The organism is Leptospirales bacterium, from assembly GCA_019694655.1.
Lineage (GTDB): Bacteria > Spirochaetota > Leptospiria > Leptospirales > Leptonemataceae > SSF53.
The window spans coordinates 320,462-334,689 of the sequence record JAIBBN010000002.1 but is presented as its reverse complement, the minus strand read 5'-3'; the positions used below and the strand labels follow the sequence as shown (position 1 = coordinate 334,689).

13 protein-coding genes are annotated in these 14,228 nt (G+C 59.4%); 7 read left to right on the top strand and 6 right to left on the bottom strand.

The window, feature by feature from the left end; translation table 11 throughout:
* Nucleotides 1-82 precede the first annotated feature (82 nt).
* Both K1X75_04740 and K1X75_04735 read right to left on the bottom strand, forming a co-directional pair.
* Complete coding sequence (locus K1X75_04740) at nt 83-1,822, bottom strand: gamma-glutamyltransferase family protein (GenBank protein MBX7057349.1); 1,740 nt, start codon at nt 1,820-1,822, stop codon at nt 83-85.
* A 237-nt stretch (nt 1,823-2,059) separates the two neighbouring features.
* Complete coding sequence (locus K1X75_04735; protein ID MBX7057348.1) at nt 2,060-3,037, bottom strand: M48 family metallopeptidase; 978 nt, start codon at nt 3,035-3,037, stop codon at nt 2,060-2,062.
* 190 nt (nt 3,038-3,227) lie between these two features.
* Between K1X75_04735 and lepA the strand changes: the two genes are divergently transcribed.
* Together lepA and K1X75_04725 are read left to right on the top strand one after the other, a co-directional pair.
* A complete protein-coding gene (gene lepA / locus K1X75_04730; protein MBX7057347.1) occupies nt 3,228-5,030 on the top strand; it encodes a translation elongation factor 4 in 1,803 nt (600 codons plus the stop codon).
* Nucleotides 5,030-5,983 carry a hypothetical protein gene (locus K1X75_04725; protein MBX7057346.1) on the top strand — a complete coding sequence of 318 codons (954 nt, stop codon included), beginning with the start codon at nt 5,030-5,032 and terminating at the stop codon, nt 5,981-5,983. The genes lepA and K1X75_04725 overlap by 1 nt, the downstream gene beginning before the upstream one ends.
* A gap of 22 nt (nt 5,984-6,005) precedes the next feature.
* On the opposite strand, the gene K1X75_04720 is transcribed toward K1X75_04725, so the two are convergent.
* Nucleotides 6,006-7,202, bottom strand: a complete 1,197-nt coding sequence (locus K1X75_04720) for a DUF1343 domain-containing protein (GenBank protein MBX7057345.1) — start codon at nt 7,200-7,202, stop codon at nt 6,006-6,008.
* A gap of 118 nt (nt 7,203-7,320) precedes the next feature.
* On the opposite strand from K1X75_04720, the gene K1X75_04715 reads away from it, so the two are divergent.
* Nucleotides 7,321-8,187: a rhomboid family intramembrane serine protease gene (locus K1X75_04715; protein ID MBX7057344.1), complete on the top strand. Its 867-nt coding sequence runs from the start codon at nt 7,321-7,323 to the stop codon at nt 8,185-8,187.
* Nucleotides 8,188-8,234: 47 nt separating this feature from the next.
* The gene (locus tag K1X75_04710) at nt 8,235-9,251 is read left to right on the top strand and encodes an NAD-dependent epimerase/dehydratase family protein (protein MBX7057343.1); all 1,017 of its coding nucleotides are present in this window, start codon (nt 8,235-8,237) and stop codon (nt 9,249-9,251) included.
* Here the strand turns inward: K1X75_04710 and cobA are convergent.
* Entirely contained in the window at nt 9,218-10,054 is an 837-nt protein-coding gene (gene cobA, locus K1X75_04705) for a uroporphyrinogen-III C-methyltransferase (GenBank protein ID MBX7057342.1), read from the bottom strand. The genes K1X75_04710 and cobA overlap by 34 nt on opposite strands.
* Nucleotides 10,030-10,746, bottom strand: a complete 717-nt coding sequence (locus K1X75_04700; GenBank protein ID MBX7057341.1) for a phosphoadenylyl-sulfate reductase — start codon at nt 10,744-10,746, stop codon at nt 10,030-10,032. The genes cobA and K1X75_04700 overlap by 25 nt, the downstream gene beginning before the upstream one ends.
* Between K1X75_04700 and K1X75_04695 the strand changes: the two genes are divergently transcribed.
* The 3 genes from K1X75_04695 to K1X75_04685 are packed head-to-tail and all read left to right on the top strand — an operon-like array spanning nt 10,642 to nt 13,063.
* Complete coding sequence (locus tag K1X75_04695) at nt 10,642-10,893, top strand: hypothetical protein (GenBank protein ID MBX7057340.1); 252 nt, start codon at nt 10,642-10,644, stop codon at nt 10,891-10,893. The two genes, K1X75_04700 and K1X75_04695, sit on opposite strands and share 105 nt — an antisense overlap.
* A 14-nt stretch (nt 10,894-10,907) precedes the next feature.
* Entirely contained in the window at nt 10,908-11,810 is a 903-nt protein-coding gene (gene cysD, locus K1X75_04690) for a sulfate adenylyltransferase subunit CysD (GenBank protein ID MBX7057339.1), read from the top strand.
* Between the two features lie 2 nt (nt 11,811-11,812).
* A complete protein-coding gene (locus K1X75_04685) occupies nt 11,813-13,063 on the top strand; it encodes a sulfate adenylyltransferase (GenBank protein ID MBX7057338.1) in 1,251 nt (416 codons plus the stop codon).
* Nucleotides 13,064-13,106: 43 nt separating this feature from the next.
* Here K1X75_04685 and K1X75_04680 read toward each other — a convergent pair whose 3' ends face one another.
* Nucleotides 13,107-14,189, bottom strand: coding sequence for a hypothetical protein (locus K1X75_04680; GenBank protein MBX7057337.1), 1,083 nt, complete (start codon nt 14,187-14,189; stop codon nt 13,107-13,109).
* Between the last annotated feature and the right edge of the window lie 39 nt (nt 14,190-14,228).

The window sequence follows — 14,228 nt, the reverse complement described above, 5'->3', positions numbered from 1 at the left end:
GCCGCAATCAGCTTAGTTTCGGTCGATTCGGCGGGCGAATCGTTTTCATCGACAGCGCCAATTTTTCGAAAGTCCACAGGACTCAATGTGCGCCAGCGAGGCCATCGCCGCGCGGATCGGAGGCCGCTTCAAAGTAGGCGCCGCGTCGGAGTGTGAGGAAGGCTTTGGCCGGAATTTGCGTCGGGGAAAGCTTGTGTCCCATTGCCTGCAATGCGGGCAGTTCCCGGCTGGCGGCGCTTTGCGCCTCGTAGAAAAGAGTATCTGGTTGCCACTGGTGATGGATGCGGCCGCGGGCTACAGCAACGTAGGCTGGATCGCCGGCTACGGCATGCAAATAGCTCTCAAAGATTGTGCTCAGAATACGCGAGCCTCCGGGCGCGCCCAGGGCCAGTTGCAGCTGGCCCCCCTGATAGGCAAGCAGCGGCGACATGCTGGAAAGCGGAGTGCGGCCAGGAGCAATTGCATTGGCGGCATCGCCGACAAGGCCGTAGACGTTGGCCTGGCCAGGCGCTACGGCAAAGTCGTCCATGGTATCGTTCATTACGATGCCGGTCCCCGGCGCCATCCGCCGCGATCCAAAGCGATAGTTGATTGAGTGGGTTACGCTGACGCCGTCGCCGCTCTGATCCATGAGCGAGACGTGGGTGGTCTGCGTCGATTCGGCAGATTGATTTTCGGCGTCGAGGATCTGTCGCGATGATGTTGCTTTTTGCATATTGATGCCTGCAACGACGCGTGTAATTCGAGCTGGCGAAAGCAACGCGCCAGGCGAAATTGCCGAACCCTCGCCGCCATAGCGGGCTCGATCGGCAAAGGCCCGGCGCAATAGCTCGGTTTTCAAGTGCACGCAATGCAGCGAGTCGCTGCCGCAAATTGCCTGGCCTCCGGCCTGTTGAAAGCCGGCCACCATCAATAGCAAGAATACTCCGGAGGATGGAGGCGGCATCGTCTCCAATCGCTGATTGCCAATCTGCATTTGCAGCGGCGGCATGCGACGCACCTGATAGTTTTTTAGATCGGCAAGACTCAGCTGTCCTTCAGAACTGCGGACCATGGCCCTTGCGACCGTGCCGCTGCGAAATTCACGGTCGCCGCTTTCGATAATTGTCTGCAAAGTTCTGGCCAGCATTGGCTGACGCAGTAGCTGGCCGTTATCGCGCGCGCCCGGTGCGGCAAAGGTCTGGCGCATTTCTTCGTCCATATCAGGCAAGGCATCGCTGATTGAACTGGCCAGATCGGGATAGATCACAAATCCATTGCTCGCCAGTCTTAGCGCCGGGGCCAGAATGGCAGAGAGCGGCAGTCGGCCGTGACGCCGGTGAATTTCAAGCAGCCCCGGAACAAAGCCAGGCGTAGCAATGGCCCGCGGACCAAAGAGCGAAGCGCGCGCATCGACGCGACCTTCGGCGTCCCGGTACATGTCGGCGCGCGCCGAGGATGGCGCCCGCTCCCGGAAGTCGTAGGCAAAGCTTTGACGACGACGTGCATCGTGATAAATGAGGAAGCCTCCGCCGCCAAGGCCGGTTGATTGCGGTCGTACTACGGCCAGCACAAAGCTTGCGGCCACGGCAGCATCAATCGCATTGCCGCCAGCCTTGTAGACCTGCAGCGCTGCCCCTGTCGCATCAGGCGAATCGGTCGCAACAGCCCACTGGCGACCCCTTGCACTGTACTCTTGCCAGTTGCGATGCTCTGGCGGCTGCACCAATTCAGCGGCAGAATAGCTGTGTCCATCCAGAACGACCGGGTCCGCCGGGCGACAGCCGGCAACGCTGCCTGCGGCCAGGGCAATCCAAAGCGCTGCTTGCTGTAGTTCGTTCATTGTCTGCCTCCGGAGATCTGCCTTGATCCTGGCATCGGGCCATACTTCAACCATCTGAGTCAAAGTGCACGCAATCAAGCGCCGACGAATCCTGCAGCGCCATGAGCTGCAGACCCCGCCCTTACTTCCGATAATCTATCTTATGTCACAAACGGGCGGCGCCAGCAAGGTATAGACGGGCTGATTGCGGCGAATTCGCTCCACGCTGCGCGTCAGAGGCGATCGCCGCTGGCAGAGCTACTTGCCAGCGCCTCGCAATTCTGCACTTTGTGTTTCTTCCTCAGCTGGCGCATCCTCCGGTCCATTGTCCACGCGGCCAAAATCCAGAAGCGAGGAGTCCGAGTGACGGTCCCCATCGCGCTGACGTGCGCGCCGGTATTCCTCCAGCGCCTCCGCCATATGCTGGCCAATGGCCTGGATGCGCCGCGAATCCGATGGATGAGTGGACATTAACTCGATCGGACGTCCGGCGCCGGCGCTGGCCGCCATGCGCTTCCAGAAATCAACAGCCTGCTCCGGGTCATAGCCAGCGCGGGCCATGTAAACAAGTCCCATGCGATCCGCTTCCAGTTCGTGTTCGCGCGAGAAGGGCAACACCACGCCGTATTGCGCGCCGGCGCCAAATAGCCCCATGATTGTTTGTCGTTGCTCAGCTGAAAGATCACTGAGTCCTTCTTGCAATCCTTGAACCGCAATCTGTATGGCGCCCTGTTCGAATACGCGCTGCGCGCCATGTCGCGCAATGGCGTGGGCGATTTCGTGGCCCATCACGGTTGCCAGACCCGCTTCGTCTCGGGCTGTCGGCAGAATTCCGGTGTAAATGACGATCTTGCCGCCAGGCAAACAGAAAGCGTTGGCTTCCGGACTATCGACCAGCGCTACCTCCCAGTCCAGATCCGCGCCGTCCTGTCCCACGGCGTGCGTCAGCCGTTGTGCGACACGGCCCACCATTTCGTATTCCGGACCGCTATCAATGGTGCGAGCGCCGGAGATGACCTCCTGGAAGCCCTGCAGCCCCAGTGCCTGTTCCTGGTCCCGTGAAAGGCCAACGCGCGATTCTTCGCCAGTAACCGGATTGCGAAAGGTCTCCGCCGAAAAGTAGTAAACCGCCAGAGAGAGCAAGGCCAGCAGGATAGCGCCCCACTTGATGTGTCGAGTCTGCATGATTGCATTGGACGAATTTGCCGCCCCGCCGCCAGCAATTTTAGGGTTCACTGCGCATCGCAGACTGATTCTGGCGATTGTCGAACCTGGCCAGAACAGCGCCGCGTCGCAGGAACTCCGCTGCGCTTGCCGTCAACCGCGGCGCCGCCGTTTGCGCGACCCGCGGAGCGCCGGGAAAATCGCTGGGCGACGACCGGCCCTGGCCGTTTCTGACCGACGGAGCAGCCCTGACATGGCGCAGCTGGAAGATCGACGAAAATTCATCCGTAATTTCTCCATCATCGCTCACATCGATCATGGCAAGAGCACTCTGGCCGATCGCCTGCTGGAAATCGCCGGCGTGACCGACAAGCGCACGCGACGCGATCAAATCCTCGATACGATGGATATCGAGCGTGAGCGCGGCATTACCATCAAATCCAACTCGGCTACGTTCAACTATTCCTCGGAGGGCCAGAGTTTTACCTACAACCTGATTGATACGCCCGGTCACGTGGACTTCACTTACGAGGTGTCGCGTTCGCTGGCAGCCTGCGAGGGCGTATTGTTACTGGTGGATTCCACGCAAGGAGTTGAGGCGCAGACCCTGGCCAATCTCTACCTGGCCATGGAAAACAATCTGCGCATTATTCCGATCATCAACAAGATCGATTTGCCAGCGGCCGATGTGCCGCGCATGCTCAAACTGATTGAGAACTCGCTTGGCCTTGATCCCGAAGAGGCAATTCCGGTTTCAGCCAAGACCGGCCACAATGTAGAGGCGATCCTGCACGCCATTGCCCGCCTGATCCCGCCGCCGGGAGGCGACCTCGCCGGACCATTGCGAGCGCTGATCTACGATTCGTACTACGACAGCTACGCTGGCGCGATCATGAAGGTTCGCGTATTTGACGGCAGCCTGCGCAAGGGCGACAGCATTCAGATGATCAGCACCGGCAAGAGCTTTGTGGTCACGGAACTCGGCGTCAATACCATCGTCAATGTCCCGCGCGAAGGGCTCTCGGCAGGCGAAGTCGGCTATATCATCGCCGGCGTGAAATCGGTGGAGGATACGCGCGTGGGCGACACGGTGACGCGCGAAGATCGGCCAGCCACGGAGGCCCTGCCCGGCTATCGCGAAGCCAAACCGATGGTCTTTGCCGGCCTTTTTCCGGTCAATGGCGAGGACTATCCAAATCTGAAAGACGCAATGCTCAAGCTGAAGCTCAACGATGCCGCCCTGGTATTTGAACCGGAGTCCAGCCCGGCCCTCGGCTTTGGCTATCGTGTTGGCTATCTGGGTTTGTTGCACATGGAAATTGTGCAGGAGCGATTGCAGCGCGAATTTGACCTGAACCTGATTTCTACGGCGCCGACTGTGAAGTATCGCATACAGGATATGCGCGGCGAAGTGCAGGAGATCGACAACCCCGCGCACTGGCCCAATCCGGCGACGATTCAAAGCATGGAAGAGCCCTACGTAAAGGCATCGATCATGACGCCCCAGGATTACCTCGGCAACGTCTTGCAATTGTTGCAGGAGAAGCGAGGAATCCAGGACAATATTGTCTATCTGGAAGATGGCAAGGTGCAACTGCTCTATCTGGTGCCGCTTGCTGAACTGATTTTCGAATTTTACGATCGATTGAAGTCAATATCGAGGGGCTATGCTTCGCTGGACTACGAACTGGAAGGCTACCGCGAGGGGCAGCTGGTCAAGGTGGACATCCTGGTCAACGGCGCGCCGGTTGATGCTCTGGCCATGGTTACGCATCGCGGGCGCGCCGAACAACGCGGACGCGCGCTTGTAGAGCGACTCAAAGAATTGATTCCGCGTCACCAGTTTCAGATCCCATTGCAGGCGGCCATCGGCGCCAAGGTGATCGCTCGCGAAAATATCAGCGCCCTGCGCAAGAACGTAACAGCAAAATGTTACGGCGGCGACATCAGCCGCAAGCGGAAGCTGCTGGAGAAGCAGAAAGAAGGCAAGAAACGGATGAAGTCGATCGGCAATGTTGACATTCCGCAGGAAGCCTTTCTGGCCATCTTGAAAACGGACTCCTGATGCTTCGCTGGCGCTTCCTGGACTTTGTACTGGCGGCGACGGTTCTGACCGTCGGCTGCTTTCAGCCAGTGCTCTTGCCACAGGCGGTGCATAGCGGCGAAGCAAATCTTCACGGCGGAGAGTATTTCTGGAGCGACGGCGACGGTCGCTGGGAACGTCGCACGCGCCGCGATGGCATTGAGTTGACGCTGCGCGGGCTCAGCGCTGAAGAATGCGGCCGCCTGTCCGGCCTGCTTGATGTGCACAAACCAGCAGTGCGCGAAACGCCGCCCGGACGGCCGTTGCTGCTGCGCGCTTTAAATGTAGACCGCCGCCCCCGAGAGCTTGCCATTGATCAAGTGCTGTGGCGAGCCGACCACCTGGTCGTTCGCGCTACTTCGCTGTCTGACTACGCCCGCGAGATTTATTCGCCGGCGCTGGCGCCCTTTGTTCCGTCTGCCTTTGGGGCGCCGCGACGCAACGGATACTTTCTGCAGCATCTTCCGGACTGGCAACTGACGCTGGCAGAAGACACCGTTTCTGCCAGCGAGCGCAGCGAACGCTTACAGCGCTGGCTACAAGACGAACAGCGTCGGCTTGAGGGCTGGCGCAGTGCGCAACCCGGCGATGAGATCCGCGCCCTGCTCTTCTTTGACTTTGATCGTCGCTGCAATCCCTGTCGGCTGGAGCTGCCTGGCGAGGAGTCCTGGTTTCCGCCCCTCGACCTGTATCAGCCGCAACGAGGGCCGCAAAGCGACAGCGCTGCAGCGCCGCCAGCGGACCCGGCTGAAGCCGCCAGGCTGGAGGACTCGGCCGATCAACTGGACCAAAGTCTGGAACGACAGTTGCGCGCCATACGACGCGATCGGCTCGATCTGCTTCGCGCACATCGGCAACGCCAGGAACACTTTCGTTTGCAACAGAAAGATCCGGAGCGTGAAATTCCTGAAGCAGAAAACACTGTGGCGCCCTGATTGGGAATGCGCCCGGTCTCCTTCAACAATAGTCCAATCGAGGTTCTTGCGCCGCGCGCCGCAGAGGCCGTTCATCCAGACGCAGCGAGGACGCCGTCGCCAGCCACTCCTCTTCCTGCTGTTCCATGAATTCGCGCACTTCGGCATAGTTCCTCTTACCCAGCAGATAGTCCGTATAAATGGCATCGCCGGCCAAGAGTTCAATGGCCGGACGATCAGAGCGGTATTCGTAGACTCCGTGGCGCCAGTCGAAGCGCGCGGAGTTTTCGCGAATCCAGCGAATCAACTTGAGGCTGTGTGCCAGCGAGTGGTAAGGAGCGCCATCAAGGTGAATCTGGTATCCGTAGCAAAGTTCGTTGGCCCATTTGTGAAAGGTTGGTTGAAAGCACAGCGGGCGCAGGGCGGCCCCGGCCTGCAGCGGCGGTGAAAGTTGAAAAACAAAATCCATGAAGGGTGCGCCAAAGATCTCAAACGGCCTGGTTGTTCCGCGCCCCTCGGAAAGATTGGTGCCTTCCAGCAGACACTGGCCGCTGTAGACCAGCGGCGTAAGCGCTGTGGGCATATTGGGCGATGGCGGAATTTCCCATGGACTGTCGTCCGCGTAGAGGAAGCGCAAATCAAGATCAACGCCACACTGGCGCTCGTAGAAGCGCGCCAGTTCGCCGAGGCTCAAGCCATGACGATGCGGCAGTCCGGGACGGCCGACGAAGCTGGCGTAGGACGGCGGCAGCGGCGAGCCTTCCACCAGACGACCGGCCGGATTGGGTCGATCGACAACAATGATGCGCGGTTTTTTTTGGGCGAGAGCCAGAACGTCGAAAGCATAGCTCACGGTTGTTGCAAAGGTGTAGTAGCGAGCGCCCACGTCTTGAAGATCAATCAAGAGCGTATCAAGATCGAGCAACTGATCCGATGCTGGCTGCAGCGCCGCCTCCGTGGCGCCATAGAGCGAAATGATTTCCACGCCGGGCGCCAGGCGCTGGTAGTGGTCAACATCATCGAGCGCTACTTGATCCTGCAATTCCGCAAAAAGTCCATGCTCTGGAAGAAAGAGGCGGCGGAGGATCCCTTTTTGCGCCAGAGATTGAAACAAGTAGCTTTGCGCAGCGCGCAGCCAGGAGCTCTGATTGCAAATCAATCCTATGCGCTGGCCCAGCTCCTGAGGAGCGCTGGCCAGAGCGCTCAGCGCGCCAAGGTAGGGTTGGGAGGAGCGATTCATGTCGCTTGACATCTGAAAGACAAAATTGCAGGTCGTCAGACTTGATTGGCGGCGAAAAGCGCAATTTGGCCGCTTGCTCTTCGGTGCACGTTTTGCTTTAGTATTTTGAGGAGTTACTATGCGATCCTTTTCGGGCGCTCCGCCGGCCACCAGGCTACTGGTCTATCTGAACGTAGCGATCTTCTTGATCAGCTTCCTGGTCCTATCGCCCGCATCGGGAAGCGGCCAGGCCGTATTTCAGACCTTTGGTCTGGTCCCGGATCACTTCTGGCGCGGCGCCTTCTGGCAACCTTTGACCAGCATCTTCCTGCATGGAGGCTTGTTACATCTGGCCTTTAACATGATTGGCGTCTGGAGCATTGGCAGCGTGCTGGAACGCGGAATTGGCACGGCGCGCTTCCTGGGATTGTATTTTTTCTCCGGCATTCTGGGCTCGCTTGCGGTGGCCTTCTTTCAGCCGATGCTCTCCGGAAGCCTTCCTGAGGTTCCGACGGTCGGCGCTTCTGGCGCCCTGCTTGGACTGCTTGGCGCGATTGCAATTCTGCACCCCAATTCGATGATGCTGGTCTTTTTCTTCCCGGTACGGGCGCGCACCGCCGCGCTGCTGATCGGTTTGCTCTCCGTCGGATTTGCCTTCAGCGGCATGTTGCCCGGCATTTCCCACCTGGGACATCTCGGCGGCTTGATTGGCGGAGCGATCTATACCTGGCTGGCAATCAGTCGCAGCTGGATGGAGGAACGCATTGAAGCGCAACATCGACAGTGGAATGACGCTCGCGGCGTTGATCCGCGCGAGGAGATTCTGCGCAATCGAGGCGCCGACGGCTGGGCGGGCTTTGGGCAGCGCAACAATCCGTGGCGCGAAAACGCCCATCCCCATGAGAAGGTAATCAACCCGATGCCAGGCGACGGCCCGCAACAGTCGCCGCGCAAGCGCATCTACTTTGATCCGCTCAGCGGACGCTATATTGTAATCTACCGCTAATTCGGCGATGAAGCTGACAGATAACCTGTCGTCGATCCTGTGACGCTGTGGGACAGCGGACGAAACGCAGCGATCGAGTATTGATCACCGGCGCCAGCGGCTTCGTCGGGCGCAGCATTGTGCCGGCGCTCTGGCGGGCCGGCTTCCGTTTGCGCCTTGCCCTGCGCCGGCCGGCGGAGCGCGAATATCCGGCGGATATCGAGGTTGTCCACTGTGGTCCGCTTGAGGAATTGCGCGACGGCCGTGCGTTGCTGCGCGGTTGCCAGCAGGTATTGCACCTGGCCGCCCATGTTCATGTTTTGGACCGCGACGCGGCGTCCATGGAATCAGATTTTCAGCGGGTCAATGTGCACGGCCTGGAACTCCTTGCGCAGGCCAGCATTCGCAGCGGCGTAGGTCGTTTCACTGCCTTGAGTTCGTTGCACGCCGCTGCTTCCAGTAGCGAAGTCGCAATTGATGAGCGCTATCCCGAACATCCGGACAGCGCCTACGGTCGGAGCAAGCTGGCCGCAGACCGCATCCTCCTTCGACTTCAGCAGAAGCGTCGCCTGCCCGTAGCGATCGTTCGTCCGCCGATGTTGTATGGAACGGGCGGGCGCGGCAATCTGGAACGTTTGGCCTCGTTGATTGAACGCGGTTTGCCGCTGCCACTGGCCAGCATCCGCAACAGGCGCTCTGTGCTCTACGTAGAAAACCTGGCCAGTGCATTGGTTGCATTGCTGGGCGCGACGCGCTTTGGCTCAGGGGTGTATCTGTTGCGCGATGCGGAGGACTTTTCTACGCCACAGTTGATTCGAATGCTGGCTGCCGCTCTCCAGCGTCCTGCCCGGCTCTTTCCTTTGCCCGCCCCTGGCCTGCGGACGCTTGGTCGCGCCGGCGACCTGCTTGAAAAGTTTAGCGGACGCAGTATCCCATTCAGCAACTACGCCATCCGTCGACTCTGCGATTCGCTGTGGGTTGATGATTCTCGATTTCGTCGTCAGTTTGGCTGGCAGGCGCCGGTGGCAACTGCCGAAGCTCTGATAAGATCCTACGCACCCAACAAGTATCCGCCGCCGGTTTGAGCGATATCCGTTGCGATGTCGTTTTCGCCCTCGAGGCCGAGAATTTTCGCACGCAGCGCAACGACCTCTCCAACGATCAGGCAGGCCGGCGATTGCGCCTCTGCTGCCAGCGCTGCAATCGTATCCAGACTGCCGCAGATCACCTCTTGGTCCGGCCAGGTGGCCCGTGATATCAGCGCCGCTGGCGTTTCCGGGGATCTGCCGTGCAGGATCAGTTGCCGCGTGATTTCCGACAGCGCCGTGGCGCCCATTACGAAAACCGCTGTGGGCATCTGCACGGCCGCCTGCCACGGCGGCGCCGCATTGCCTTCGGCCTGTTGAGCTGTAAAGACCGCAAACCCTCCGGCCAGACCGCGGTGCGTAATCGGAATGCCTGCGGCGGCCGGTGCGGCGTAAAAGCTGCTTACGCCGGGTACCACTTCAAAGTCGATTCCGGCTGCGCTGAGCGCCAGCGCTTCCTCGCCTCCGCGCCCAAATACAAACGGATCGCCGCCTTTGAGTCGGACAACGCGAAAACCGGCGCTTGCATAGCGAATCAACAGTCGGCAGATCCGATCTTGCCGCAGGGCGCCGGCGCGGCCCGGCTTTTTCCCCACCGGCACCAGCGTGGCCTGTTGCGCCAGCTTCAGAACATCGATGCAAATCAGTCGATCATAGAGCACAACATCAGCTTCCTGCAATCGGCGAAGCGCGCGAAGCGTCAGCAATTCCGGGTCCCCCGGGCCAGCGCCTACCAGACTTACTGCCGGCCCGGAGCTTTTTGTTTCCCGATGCGCTTTCAACTTTTTGTGTGTAAACCGCATTCTTTGTTGTCCAACTCCCACCACCAGCGTCCGGCGCGAAGATCTTCGCCTGGTTCTACGGCCCGCGTGCACGGTTCGCAGCCAATGCTTGGATATCCGCGACGATGCAAGGGGTGCAGCGGGATTCGATTCTCGTCTATGAATTGCTGGAGCTGCGTCAGCGACCAGTAGGCAAGCGGGTTGAGTTTGAGAATTCCGCCATGAGCGTCGTCGCGTTCCACCAGCAAGGTTTCAGCCCTGCCCTGACTTTGTTCCCGACGCAGACCTGTGAACCAGGCCTCCGCTCCCTGTAGCGCTCGCTGCAGCGGCGCTACCTTACGAATCTGGCAGCACTGCTTACGATTTTCCACCGACTGGTAAAAGGAATAGGCGCCTTTCTCGCGCACCAGCTGCTCTACGGCCGCCGCTTCTGGAAAGTAAAGCTCAAAGTCGATGGCGTACTTGCTGCGCAGAGCTTCCATTGTCTCATAGGTCGATTCATGAAGGCGTCCCGTATCGAGGACGAAGATGCGCGCCGTGCGGTCAATGCTGCAGAGCATATGAACCAGGGCGACATCTTCCATTCCCAGGCTACAGGCCAGGGAGATGTGACGACCAAATTGCTCCAGGCCCCAGGCAACCAGCGACTGTGGCGGCTCTTTTTGAAAGCGCTGGTTCAAACTCTCGACGTCGTGGATGGCATTGCCTTGCATGGCCTGAGTTTCTCGCTTATCCTGGTGTCATACCAGGAATGGTGGCGACTCCGTCAAGAGATCGATTGCGTATTCCTGGTAATTTGGTATGAATTGTTTGACTACAATATCCGCATGCAAACGCTGGTCGGACCGTGGCTGAACTGATCGGGGACCTTGCAATGGGCCGTAGCCTGAGTTCTCTGGATTTACTTGAGGCTGAATCCATTCATATCTTGCGCGAGGCGGCGGCCCAGTTTGAGCGACCGGCCTTGCTTTTTTCGGGTGGTAAGGACTCCATTTGCATGGTCCACCTTGCCCGGAAGGCCTTCTTTCCGGCGGCCTTTCCCTTCCCGCTGCTGCACATCGATACCGGCCACAACTTCCCCGAGGCCCTTGAATTTCGCGACGCGCTGGTCAGAGAGTCGGGCGCCCGTCTGCTGGTTCGGCTGGTGCAGGCCTCGATCGATCGCGGTACAGCGCGAGAAGAAGCCGGCAAGTTTCCCAGTCGCAATGCCATCCAGGCCGTTACGCTGCTGGAGGCCATCGAAGAGCTGCGACTGGACTGCTGCCTGGGCGGCGGTCGCCGCGACGAGGAAAAGGCGCGCGCCAAGGAGCGCGTTTTTTCGGTACGCAACGAGTTTGGCGAATGGGATCCAAAATTGCAACGCCCTGAGTTGTGGAGTAACTACAACGGACGGGTGCATCCCGGCGAGAATGTGCGCGTATTTCCGCTATCCAACTGGACGGAGCTCGATGTCTGGATGTACATCCAGCGCGAGGGGATTGCCGTACCGTCGCTCTACTTCACGCATAAGCGACAGGTAATTCGACGCGACGGCCAGCTCTTTCCGATCAGCGAATTTGTGCGGATTGATCCAGGCGATGAGGTTGAGGAGCGAAGCGTTCGCTTTCGTACGGTCGGCGACATGACCTGCACGGCGGCGGTGGAGTCCAACGCTCAAGATCTGGACGATATCATTCGCGAAAACCTGTCTTCGGGCATCACCGAACGCGGCGCCCGGCTCGATGACCGCCGATCAGAAACAGCGATGGAAGATCGCAAACGCAGCGGGTATTTTTGACTATGGAATTGCTCCGATTCTTAACCTGCGGCAGCGTTGACGACGGAAAAAGCACGCTGATCGGGCGCCTGCTCTACGACACCCAGGCAATTCAGGCCGACCAACTTGAGGCGCTGGAGCGCAGTCGAGAACACTCCGGCGAAGAGCGCGTCAATCTTGCCCTGCTCACCGACGGGCTGCGCGCAGAGCGCGAACAGGGCATCACAATTGATGTTGCTTATAAGTATTTTTCAACGCCGCGCCGCAAGTTCATCATTGCCGATACGCCAGGTCATGTACAGTACACGCGCAATATGGTAACCGGCGCCTCCACTGCGCATCTCGCCCTGCTGTTGCTCGATGCACGCAGCGGAATCGTCGAACAAACGCGGCGCCACGCCTACATCGCAGCGTTGCTCGGCATCCGACACCTCGTCCTTTGTGTGAACAAGATGGATCTGGTCGATTACAGCGAGTCCGAATTCCAGACCATTCGGCAGCAATTTGCTGCAGTCAGCGAAGCGCTGGGGCTTCCCGATGTACTGGCCATACCCATTGTTGCAGTGGACGGCGAAAACATCGCCTCGCGTTCCTCGCGAATGCCCTGGTATCAGGGACCGGCGCTGCTGGAACACCTGGAGACTGTCGAACTGCAAGATGAAGAGAGCCTGAAAGCGGCGCGCCTGCCAGTGCAGTATGTGCTTCGGCCACAGAGCGCCGAATACCGCGACTATCGGGCCTTTGCCGGGCGCATTGCCGGCGGGGCCTTTCGCCCCGGCGATGCGGTTGTGGTATTACCGGCTGGAATTGCCAGCACCGTAGAGTCGGTTGATTTTTCTGGCAGCGAGCTGGCGGAAGCGCGCGCACCTCAGTCAATTGCATTGCGCCTGGCAGACGACATTGACGCCGGGCGCGGGGCGATGATAGCCGAAGCTGCTCGCCCGCCAGTCGTGTCTCAGGAATTTCAGGCGCGCATCTGCTGGATGAGCGAACAGCGCCTTGTCCCTGGATCGCGTTTTCTCCTGCAGCATACTACGCGCCGGGTGCGAGCGGTTGTTCGCTCCATAGATTCCACCGTCGATCTGCACGCGCTTCGCGATGGTCCAGGCTCTGAGGAATTGCGACTGAATGATCTTGGCGCGGTGACAATCCGCTGTTCCGAGCCATTGTGTTTCGACGCCTACGCCGAAAACCGTCGCACCGGTTCCTTCATTCTCATTGATGAACGCAGCAACAATACGGAAGCTGCCGGAATGATCGTCGAAGGGCTCTAAACCGCAACGCTGCCGTGCGCCGCGAACTCAAATGGCAATCACTCTATTGCTCCGTCGCCGCCGGTGAAAACACAACGCTTTGCAGTCGCCGTTCGCCATCCTGCTGCTGGTAGTAAACCTCGGCGCGCATACTCCGGGCCGGCCAGTACATTCGCAGCGCCTGTACCAGATCATAGGCCTGCAGCGAATACTTGATGGCGCCGACGGCGGCCGCCAGCGGCAGGAAGCGCGATCCAGGCGGCGGCAGCTCGCGCGTTTCATTTTCTCCGCTGGCTACCAGCCATTTGTAGAGCCTGGCTGAAGCGCCGATGCGGACCAGTGTTTCGCCGTCGAGAGTCGCCTCAGGCAGCAGGGCCGGGGTATGCTCGAAGGAAACGCGCACACTCTTTCCGCTCTGACGGGCGTCTTCGAGAGCTCGCGATAGCGTATCATCAAAGATTTGCTGGTCAAAGTACTCTATTACATCGCAGCGCGAGTAGAGCGATGTACAGGGGTCGCCCAGGGAACGGTGAACAAAGTAGAGCATCAGCAGTCGACCGTCTGTGGGGCTGGTCAAGGCCTTGGCGTGGTAGTCATCCATCGCGTCGTAGTGGAAGTAGTTGTAAATGCGTTGAACGAGGTTGTAGCCCACTCCAAAGAGGTCCGCCGCAACTGGCAAAGTAACGCCGGATTCATCACGTACGCCAATAGAAATTGGCTCGACGATGACCCTGCCGCCGCGCGCGGCAATTTCGCGCAAAAATGGTCGCAGCGTCTCCAGGTCTGGATCATTCAAGCGCGGTCGGCTGACATCGAAATCGATCAGGATCCTACCGGCGCGCTGCCGGAATAACGGTTCCAGCTCCGAGACGATTCGCGCCTGGCTAAAATAGAGCTTCGTACAACTGCTTTCCTCACAGGCGATCTGGTCGAGTTGGTGCGAGCTTTCCGTTACCAGGTAGTCGCCAAATTGACCCTGTTCGGCAAAGCCCGGTGGCGGTAGATTGCTTTCGCCTGGGGTGCTGCTGTCCGCCGCGGGCGATGAGGGGGACTGCTCTGCTGGCGTTCCAACCTGCGGGCCAGACTGGGCTGACTGGGCCGCCGCTGAGAGCAGGATCAATAGGCCCAGGGCGCAGCGAATTTTCATGATTTAGTACACCGGCCCCAGGCGAAGGGAAAGCACAGT